Raw genomic sequence first — 6,447 nt, forward strand, 5'->3', positions numbered from 1 at the left:
GGCCGACGCAGTCCGTCCCCGTGGTGCGCCCGGCCGGTCAGGCCGCCCGGTCGACCGCCGGTTCCCTCAGGTCCGCCTGCCGCACGACGCGCCGGCGGCGGGCCGGCAGCAGGGTCGGGTGGGCGACGCCCCAGGCCGCGCCCTTGCAGATCAGTTCCTTGTAGCGCGCGGCGAGCCGTCCGGTCAGGGCCGCGCGGACGGCCCGGTCGTCGGCGGTGACGTACTGGATCAGGCCCTCGCGGCGGCCCAGCGAGATGCACTGGTTGTAGTAGCGCAGCGGGATGTTCGGCAGCTTGCCCCCGGTCAGACGGGCCGCGAGGGCGTCGGCGGCCTGCCAGGCCATCGGGGTGCCGGTGGCGCACGACATCCGCAGCGGCTTGCCGCCGGGGCCCGTCGCCATGGCCGCGTCGCCGACGGCGTACACGTCCGGGTGCGAGACCGAGCGCATGGTCTTGTCGACCACGATCCGGCCCCGCTCGGTGACCTCCAGGGTGGTGGCCGCGGCGATCGGGTGGACGGCGAAGCCGGCCGTCCAGACGGTGACCGCGGCGGGGATCGACCCGCCGTCTTCCGTGGTGACGCGGTCGGCCTCGACGGCGGTGACGGCGGTGTGCTCGTGCACGGTGACGCCGAGCCGGGCGAAGACCCTGCGCAGGTGGGCGCGTCCCTTGTCCGACAGCCAGTCGCCCAGCCCGCCGCGGGCGGCGAGGGCGACGTCCAGGTCCGGACGGGCCTCGGCGATCTCGGTCGCGGCCTCGACGCCGGTCAGGCCGCCGCCCACCACGACCACGCTCCGCCCGGCCTCCAGCCGCGCCAGGCGTCCGCGCAGCCGCAGGGCACCGGGCCGGCCGGCGATCTCGTAGGCGTGCTCGGCGGCGCCGGGGACGCCCTGGTCGTCCCAGCCGCTGCCGAGGGCGTAGACGAGGCTGTCGTAGGGCAGTTCCCCGACGCCGTCCGCGTCTTCGACGGTGACGGTCCCGGCGTCGGCGTCGACGGCGGTGACCTCCGCGAACCTGAGGTGGACGCCGGTGCCCGCGAACATCTCGGCGAACGGCCGGTGCCGGAGGTCCTGGCCGGTGGCGAGCTGGTGCATCCGGACGCGCTCGACGAAGTCGGGGTCGGCGTTGACGAGCGTGATGGCGACATCCTCGCGGTGCAGTCGCCGGGCGAGGCGTCCGGCGGCGACGGTTCCGGCGTATCCGGCTCCGAGGACGACGATGCGGTGCTGCATGTCCCTGCTCCTGTCTTCAGCGGATCCTGGCTTCAGCGGTTCGCCTCTTGAACCGGGCGGCCCGCCGTTTCCTGACAGGAACGTGATGTGACGCAGGTCATACAGGGATCAGAAGGCCGTGACCAGGGGTTCCCCGTGGTCGGCGGCGGCCCACCGCCGGGTCGCGCGCTCCAGCTTGTCGGGGTTGACCTGGCTGCGGAACGCGGCGATGCCCTCCGGGGTGATCTCCAGGCTCATGACGCCGAAGACCCGGCCACCGACGACCGCCACGAGCCCGGGGCCGCCGTTGACGGTCGCCCGGTACATGGCGACCGGGCCGCCGATCAGGGCGCGCTGGGCCTTGCCCGGCTTGAACAGGCCCCGCAGGAACCTGGCGACCGCTAGGGCCCCCTCGAACGCCTTGGCGCGGGCCGGGACCTTTCCACCGCCGTCGCCGACGGCCACGGCGTCCGCGGTGAGCAGCCGGACCAGCGGCTCGGTCCTGCCGCTGGTGGCGGCGGTGAGGAACTCGTCGACGACCCGCCGCGCGGTGGCCTCGTCGACCTCGGCGCGGGCCTTGCCGTCGGCGACGTGCTTCCGGGCCCGGTGGAAGATCTGCTGGCTGGCGGCCTCGGTGAGGTCGAGGATCGCGGCGATCTCCCGGTGCGGGTAGTCGAAGGCCTCGCGCAGCACGTACACCGCGCGCTCGTTGGGCGTGAGCCGCTCCAGCAGGGTGAGGACCGCGTACGAGACCGACTCGCGCTGCTCGGCGGTGTCGGCGGGGCCCAGCATCGGGTCCCCGGCGAGCAGCGGCTCGGGCAGCCACTGCCCGACGTACGTCTCACGCCGGGCGCGGGCCGAGGTGAGCTGGTTCAGGCACAGGTTGGTGAGCACCTTCGTCAGCCACGCCTCGGGGACCTCGATGCGGTCCACGTCGGCGCCCTGCCACCGCAGGAACGTCTCCTGCACGGCGTCCTCGGCCTCGCTCGCCGAGCCCAGCAGCCGGTAGGCCAGGGCCTCCAGGCGGGGCCGGAACGCTTCGAACCGGTCGACGTCGTCCGCGGTCAGGGGCATGGACCGGATCCTAGCCCCAGGACCTGCGTGCGAGCAGAAGCCCGGCCCCGGGCGGGAGTTCCCCCCGCCGGCGGCCCCTAGAAGAGCTCGTTCGCCCCGTCGCCGTGCCGCCCCTCCCCGGGCGCGAGGCGGCGGTAGGCGGCGCGGGCGTGGACGACCCGGGCCAGGGCGGTGCCGACGAGGGTGGCGCCGAGGAGACAGGCCAGCCAGGTGGTGTCGCGGTGGTGGGCCCAGGAGAGGGTGCCCATCGGCGGGATGCCGAAGGCGTTGAGGAACAGCCAGCACAGCACGGCCGTGCCCGGTGCCGCCGTGAAGCGGGCGCGCAGGCCGAGCACGGCGGCGAGCAACGACAGGGCGGCCAGGACCAGTCCGGTCCGGTAGGGCCCGACCACGCTGTTGAGCAGCACCACCAGCAGCAGCGCGCCGCCGACGGCACCGGCCCAGACCAACGGGGTGGCCACGGGCTGGGGGACGGGCCTGGCCCCGGTCCCCAGGGGCTTCCACTCGATCATGCCGGGGCTTCCTTCCGGTCCTCCTGGACAGGGATTGTCTCCCGCGTCCGCTCCGTCGGACTGTGGCGGGGAGACCGGCGGCTTGTCAGGACGTCATCAAGCCGTTCTGCGCCGGGTTCACGGCGGTGGGTCGGCCGTCAGGGGCGCGGGGAGGCGGCCGCCGTCTCCGCCGCCCGCTTCAGGTCGCGGAGCCAGGCGTCGAGGCCGGCGGCCAGCGCGGTCGTCGCGGGACGTCCGCCTCCACCTGGGCGCCCGTCCAGGTCTCCTCGGTGTGGACGCGGACGCCGTGCCCGGTCTCGCGGAACGTTTACCGGTGGACGCCGTCGATGCGCAGGCCGTCGCCGGCCGCCGGGCCGCTCCGCAGGACGCGGTCGTGGGGGCGCGGGCCCCGACGGTGGAGGTGATCTCCGGCGTGCCGTCCGGGGCGGGAGTGGTCCAGCGCAACCGCGACCCCGTGCGCAGGACACCTCGGTCGAGGCGTTCGCTCGTGATGACGGGCGGCTGCCGGGACGGCCGGTCCTCCACCTCGCTCTGCGGCTTCCGGACGGCGCTCATCGGAGCCTCGATCAGGACGTCGCACGCGTAGCGGATGAGGACGGCGGCGTCCACGCCCCGTCCCGCGCACCGGGCGGTGTCGCGGCCGGGGTGATGGGATTCGACCCGGCGCGCCTCTTCGCCGCCGAGCCGGACGCCTTGACCGCCTCCCCCGCCGGCGACTGACCCCGGCCGGTCAGCGGCGCCGCAGCGCCGCATCGAGCAGGGCCGGCGGGGTGTCGCCCTTCTCGTGTGCGGCCAGGTCGGTGCCGGGGGCCACGATCGCGTCGATCGCGTCGAGCACATCGGCCGGGAGCACGGTGTCGGCGGCGGCGAGCTGGGCCCGCAGGTGGTCGGGGGTGCGGGGGCCGATGAGCGCGCTGGTCACGCCCGGATGCGCCGTGACGAACCCGAGCGCCAGCTGGATCAGGCTCAGTCCGGCCTCCTCGGCGACGCCGGCGAGCCGCTCGACGGCGTCGAGCCGGGCCCGGTTGGCGGGGAGGGTGGTGTCGAAGCGCTCCGGCATGAACGCCGACCGGTTCGTGGTGATCTCCCGGCCCGCGCGGACCGCGCCCGACAGCCAGCCCGAGGCCAGCGGGCTCCACACCAGCACACCGAGGCCGTACTCCTGGGCGACGGGCAGGACGTGCGCCTCGACGCCGCGCTGCAGGATCGAGTAGCTGGGCTGCTCGGTGACGTAGTGGCCGAGGCCGTGCTCCCGGGCGGCCCAGCGGGCCTGCACGATGCGGTACGCGGGGAAGGTCGAGGAGCCGAAGTGGCGGATCTTCCCGGCGCGCTGCAGGTCGGTCAGGGCCGACAGGGTCTCCTCGTCGCCAGTGCGCGGGTCCCAGCGGTGGACCTGGTACAGGTCGACGTGGTCGACGCCGAGGCGGCGCAGACTGTCCTCCAGAGCGGTGACCAGCCAGCGGCGCGAACCGCCCCGGCGGTTGCGCTCCTCGCCCATCGGCATGCCCGCCTTCGTGGCCAGCACGACGTCGTCGCGGCGGCCCGCGAGGGCCTTGCCGACCATCTCCTCGGACTCACCGCCGCCGTAGACGTCGGCGGTGTCGATGAGGTTGATCCCCGCCTCCAGGGCGGCGTCGACGAGGGCGGTGGCCTCGTCCTGGCTGGTCCGGCCGATCCGGCCGAAGTTCATCGCGCCGAGCGCGAGGGAGCTGACCTGCACACCGGTGCGGCCCAAGGTGCGGTACTGCATGTCCGTGTCTCCTCTGCCATCATGGAACAAGCGGAACGCTGTTCCGGTACGACCCGACGATACGGAACACTGTTCCGTTTTTGCAAGCGGCAGCGACGGCACGGAAGGACGGCACGATGGAAGACAGCGACGGCGAGGGCGGGCGCGCGGCCCCGTCCCGGCGCAAGGACGCGCGGCGCAACAAGGCGGCGCTGCTCGAGGCGGCCGCCGCCGTCTTCGTCACCTCGGGCGTGGACGCGCCGGTGCGGGACATCGCGGCCAGGGCCGGTGTCGGGGTGGGCACGATCTACCGCCACTTCCCGACCCGGGCGGAGCTCATCATCGCCGTCTACCAGCACCAGGTGGACGCCTGCGCCGAGGCCGGCCCGGCCCTGCTCGCCGACAGCGCGACCCCGTACGCCGCACTCGGAGGCTGGATCGACCTCTTCGTCGACTTCCTGGTGACCAAGCACGGCCTCGCCGCCGTCCTGCACTCCGACGACACCGGCTTCGACGCGCTGCACACGTACTTCCTCGACCGCCTCGTGCCGGCGTGCGCCGCCCTCCTGCGCGCCGCATCCGACGCCGGGGAGATCCGCCCCGGCATCGAGGCCTACGAACTGATGCGCGGCGTCGGCAACCTGTGCATCGGCGCGGACACCGACCCCCGCTACGACGCCCGCCGCCTCGTGGCGCTCCTCGTGGGGGGGCTGCGGCGAACGGGCTGAAGGTCACCGACGCGCCGCACCACCACGGCTGCAGGACGGCGAGAGGATCATGGCCGCGGTGTACGGCAGGACCGGGCCGGGGCCCGCCTCGGGTATGAGATTTCCGAGCCGCGCGCCCCGGCCTGTGCTACCTTCGCTGGTGTTGCAGTTTTGGTTCCCAGAGACTTCGAGTGCTCTATCGGCCTTTGTCGACGAGCACTCTTTTTGTTTCCGAGGATTTTCGAATCTCTCCGCGGGGTGATCATTTCGGCGACTTCCGGGTCCGCAAGGTGCGGGTCCCGGGTACTGCCAGTAAAGGGAGATTCACCATGGCCAACGGCACCGTGAAGTGGTTCAACTCGGAAAAGGGCTTCGGCTTCATCGAGCAGGAGGGTGGCGGCCCGGACGTGTTCGCCCACTACTCGAACATCGCCACCTCCGGCTTCCGTGAGCTCCAGGAAGGCCAGAAGGTCACCTTCGACGTCACGCAGGGCCAGAAGGGCCCGCAGGCCGAGAACATCCTTCCCGCCTGACGCTACGCGCCGGCGCGACCGGGGCCCGCACCTTCGTGGTGCGGGCCCCGTCCCGTTTCCCGGGGCGGGACCCGCCCCTCCTCCCGGACCGGGGAGCGGACGACCTCGTGGGTGAACGTGCCGGGGCGCCCGACGGCATGCGGCGCGTACGCCGGCGGTCTTGTCGGCCGGGACGGCCGGGCCGCGTCCGCCCTTGGCTTCCCTTCGCCTCGGCGGCCCGCAGCCCGTCGCACGTCAGCTCGCGCTGGAGGTTGCGCTGGAGGTCGCAGGCGGCGGCGAGGGTCCGCACCGACTTCACGGTGGACAGTTCTCCGGTGGGACTGCTCCTGGAGCCTTGACGGCGACGTTCTTGCTCGAGCGGGAAGAGCCGGGCGCTGTCCTCCTCCCTCCCCCTCGCCCCCGCTCTCCCCCGCCCTACGCGTCCCCGTCCCCGCGCCGGGTCCGCCCCCCGGGCACCGCACCGGGACACCCCGGCCGACCGACACCCGTGACAGCGCCCCACCGGAGGCGGCGGCCACCCCGCCGACGACCCGGCCCCCAGCCCCTTGCCCCACCCCGACCTCGGTCCGCCCGGTTCCAGCGGAGGACCCCCCGGGCACCGCACCGGGACACCCCGGCCGACCGACACCCGTGACAGCGCCCCACCGGAGGCGGCGGCCACCCCGCCGACGACCCGGCCCCC

At 74.0% G+C, this 6,447-nt stretch carries 7 protein-coding genes; 3 read left to right on the forward strand and 4 right to left on the reverse strand.

All coding sequences use genetic code 11. The features are described from left to right. Positions 1-37 precede the first annotated feature (37 nt). The 3 genes from ACFW6P_RS31270 to ACFW6P_RS31280 all read right to left on the reverse strand — a co-directional run bounded on the left by ACFW6P_RS31270 (position 38) and on the right by ACFW6P_RS31280 (position 2,796). Entirely contained in the window at positions 38-1,231 is a 1,194-nt protein-coding gene (locus ACFW6P_RS31270) for an NAD(P)/FAD-dependent oxidoreductase (RefSeq protein WP_386356908.1), read from the reverse strand. Between the two features lie 108 nt (positions 1,232-1,339). After that, positions 1,340-2,284: an RNA polymerase sigma-70 factor gene (locus ACFW6P_RS31275; protein ID WP_386356911.1), complete on the reverse strand. Its 945-nt coding sequence runs from the start codon at positions 2,282-2,284 to the stop codon at positions 1,340-1,342. A gap of 77 nt (positions 2,285-2,361) precedes the next feature. Then, entirely contained in the window at positions 2,362-2,796 is a 435-nt protein-coding gene (locus ACFW6P_RS31280) for a hypothetical protein (protein ID WP_386356914.1), read from the reverse strand. Between the two features lie 313 nt (positions 2,797-3,109). Here ACFW6P_RS31280 and ACFW6P_RS31285 point away from each other — a divergent pair, with 313 nt between their 5' ends. Then, on the forward strand, positions 3,110-3,382 hold the full coding sequence (locus tag ACFW6P_RS31285; RefSeq protein WP_386356916.1) for a hypothetical protein: 273 nt from the start codon (positions 3,110-3,112) through the stop codon (positions 3,380-3,382). 144 nt (positions 3,383-3,526) lie between these two features. Here ACFW6P_RS31285 and ACFW6P_RS31290 read toward each other — a convergent pair whose 3' ends face one another. Further along, positions 3,527-4,546, reverse strand: coding sequence for an aldo/keto reductase (locus tag ACFW6P_RS31290; RefSeq protein WP_386356919.1), 1,020 nt, complete (start codon positions 4,544-4,546; stop codon positions 3,527-3,529). 116 nt (positions 4,547-4,662) lie between these two features. On the opposite strand from ACFW6P_RS31290, the gene ACFW6P_RS31295 reads away from it, so the two are divergent. Together ACFW6P_RS31295 and ACFW6P_RS31300 are read left to right on the forward strand one after the other, a co-directional pair. Beyond that, on the forward strand, positions 4,663-5,253 hold the full coding sequence (locus tag ACFW6P_RS31295; protein ID WP_386356922.1) for a TetR/AcrR family transcriptional regulator: 591 nt from the start codon (positions 4,663-4,665) through the stop codon (positions 5,251-5,253). Positions 5,254-5,561: 308 nt separating this feature from the next. Next, positions 5,562-5,765 carry a cold-shock protein gene (locus ACFW6P_RS31300; RefSeq protein WP_015031667.1) on the forward strand — a complete coding sequence of 68 codons (204 nt, stop codon included), beginning with the start codon at positions 5,562-5,564 and terminating at the stop codon, positions 5,763-5,765. Positions 5,766-6,447 lie beyond the last annotated feature (682 nt).

The organism is Streptomyces sp. NPDC058741 (assembly GCF_042746715.1).
Lineage (GTDB): Bacteria > Actinomycetota > Actinomycetes > Streptomycetales > Streptomycetaceae > Streptomyces.

Excerpts from the sequence above, each read along its gene's own strand:
- ACFW6P_RS31270 (WP_386356908.1), bottom strand. The coding sequence starts at position 1,231 with ATGCAGCACCGCATCGTCGTCCTCGGAGCCGGATACGCCGGAACCGTC.
- ACFW6P_RS31275 (WP_386356911.1), bottom strand. The coding sequence starts at position 2,284 with ATGCCCCTGACCGCGGACGACGTCGACCGGTTCGAAGCGTTCCGGCCC.
- ACFW6P_RS31280 (WP_386356914.1), bottom strand. The coding sequence starts at position 2,796 with ATGATCGAGTGGAAGCCCCTGGGGACCGGGGCCAGGCCCGTCCCCCAG.
- ACFW6P_RS31290 (WP_386356919.1), bottom strand. The coding sequence starts at position 4,546 with ATGCAGTACCGCACCTTGGGCCGCACCGGTGTGCAGGTCAGCTCCCTC.
- ACFW6P_RS31295 (WP_386356922.1), top strand. The coding sequence starts at position 4,663 with ATGGAAGACAGCGACGGCGAGGGCGGGCGCGCGGCCCCGTCCCGGCGC.
- ACFW6P_RS31300 (WP_015031667.1), top strand. The coding sequence starts at position 5,562 with ATGGCCAACGGCACCGTGAAGTGGTTCAACTCGGAAAAGGGCTTCGGC.